The 2059-nt window shown below is 54.7% G+C and carries 3 protein-coding genes; 2 read left to right on the top strand and 1 reads right to left on the bottom strand.

Annotated elements, in window-relative coordinates; genetic code table 11:
• Window positions 1–359, bottom strand: a 359-nt coding sequence (locus Q0510_RS08915) for a nuclear transport factor 2 family protein (RefSeq protein ID WP_298710173.1), incomplete at its 3' end; no start/stop codon positions are given.
• A gap of 216 nt (window positions 360–575) precedes the next feature.
• On the opposite strand from Q0510_RS08915, the gene Q0510_RS08910 reads away from it, so the two are divergent.
• Complete coding sequence (locus tag Q0510_RS08910; RefSeq protein ID WP_298710171.1) at window positions 576–1667, top strand: histidine kinase; 1092 nt, start codon at window positions 576–578, stop codon at window positions 1665–1667.
• Window positions 1664–2059 (top strand): response regulator (locus Q0510_RS08905; RefSeq protein ID WP_298710169.1); only part of this gene is annotated, 396 nt, incomplete at its 3' end. The genes Q0510_RS08910 and Q0510_RS08905, both read left to right, overlap by 4 nt.

Raw genomic sequence — 2059 nt, 5'->3', positions numbered from 1 at the left:
TACATGAAGAATTGTTCTGAAATGATTTTCCCGTCTTTCACCTGGTAGACGCAAAGTTCCTCCCAGGTGGTACGTTCCTTGCCTTTCATCGTCACGTCCATCCCGCAAACCATCGCGATAATATTGCCGGTCACAACCGTATCGCGGATCGTTATGGCGTGCATCGTATCCACCAGGTCATCGAATTTCTTTCCTTTTTGAAGGATATTGTCCTTGCCTTTCGTTTCTTTTTCGAAAGCGGGCGTTTCGTAGGGCTCGATGCTCACGGCATCGTCGGCAAACAGTGTTTCCACAGCTTCATGGAATTTCCCCACCCGGCAGAACGCTTCGAGCCGGGTGGCGATTTCGGGAGTTGTCATATAGAATAGTTTTCATTTTGACCGCAAACAGCATGCCCCGGCAAGGCTGTTTTTCAGCGGCCCCGCATGTCATTTCAACCGCAGCATCGGGCACTTCGGCGCGCCACATACGCTAACAACCTGTATCACAGCGGATTACACACATTTCCTGGCAAGCGGCCGTACCACCACATCTCTGCTGAATTTGGCGTAACTTCCCCCCAATCTGTACGGATTATGAGCAAGTCTTTTATGGGAAAAATAGCAGCAGCACTACAGCGGAAGGCCTTTAGCGATGTTTCCCGGGCCGAAGTGGCGGGTTATTGCCTGCTGTTCTTGTTGCAGGATTTCATCCTTTACATGCCCGAAGTGGTGACCGGCCGCGTGGACGCCCGTTACCTTACGATGATATGGTGGGATGCCGTCATCCTGCTGATCGTAAGTGTGCCGTGCTGGTATATCGTGTTCCGGAAATTCAAGGACCGCCCGCTGCGGTTTCGTTTCCGGCTGCACCTGTTGCTCATCCCGTTTTTCTGGACCGCCTGGATGGGCGGGACGCAGCTCTTTCATTTTTTGGATGGCCGTCCGCCCATGCTGGGGATCGAACTGCTCCGCTCCGTGTTCCCGGTAATCGTGTATTACCTGCAGTGCTTCAGCCTCCTGCACGTCTATCATTTTTTCCTGGAGCGCGAAGCGCAATTGAAGAAAGAAAAGGAACTGGCCGACGCGGCCTTTCGCAGCGAAATCAACGCCCTCAAAGCGCAGATCCAGCCGCATTTCCTTTTCAACACCCTGAATTCGATCAGCGCCAGCGTGCCTATCGAGCAGGAGCCCACGCGCGAACTGATCGCGCGCCTGGCCGATACGTTCCGGTACTCGTTATATTGTACGGAACACGAATGGGTGCCGCTGAAGGAAGAGATCCGGTATATCCGTACCATGCTGGAACTGGAGCACAGCCGCTTCCGCGAACGGCTGGAATTCAGCATCAGCCCGCTGAACGGCTCCGAAAACGTCATGATCCCCGCCATGCTGCTGCAACCGGTGGTGGAAAACGCCATCCGGCACGGGATCGCACCGAGCATCAACGGCGGGAAAATCAATATAGAAATCGCACAGGAATCGGATAAACTGCGTATCGAGATCAGCGATACCGGCGTAGGGTACAGCGGGGAACTGAAAGAGATCGAACAAAGCGCCGGAGTGGGATTGCGCAACATCCGCCAGCGGCTGGAACTGCTGTTTTCGGAGCACCTGCTGGTGAGCCGCAACCAGCCATCCGGGCTCCGTTTCAAATTTTATACACATACCAATCGCCAACTGCCATGAGCCGTAAGACTGCACTGATTATCGACGACGAAGAAGCATCCCGTTTCCTGATCCGCCAATACCTGGCCGATTACCCCGAAATCACCATTGCCGGCGAATGCCGCAACGGCCTGGAAGCAGTGCGCGACATCAATGCCTTGCAGCCCGACCTCGTTTTCCTCGACATCCAGATGCCGGCCATGAACGGATTCCGCGTACTGGAAGAAATCACCCATATCCCCCTCATCATCTTTACCACGGCCTACGACCAGTTTGCCCTGCAGGCATTCGAGATGAATGCGCTCGATTACCTGCTGAAACCCTACACCCGCGAGCGCTTCAGCAAAGCCATGGAGCGTATCGACCGCAGCGGCCATTCCCAGAACCTGCACTTCCTCGCCGACGCGCAAACC

The organism is uncultured Chitinophaga sp. (genome assembly GCF_937874145.1).
Taxonomy (GTDB): Bacteria; Bacteroidota; Bacteroidia; order Chitinophagales; family Chitinophagaceae; genus Chitinophaga.
This window is presented reverse-complemented; position numbering and strand designations above follow the sequence as displayed.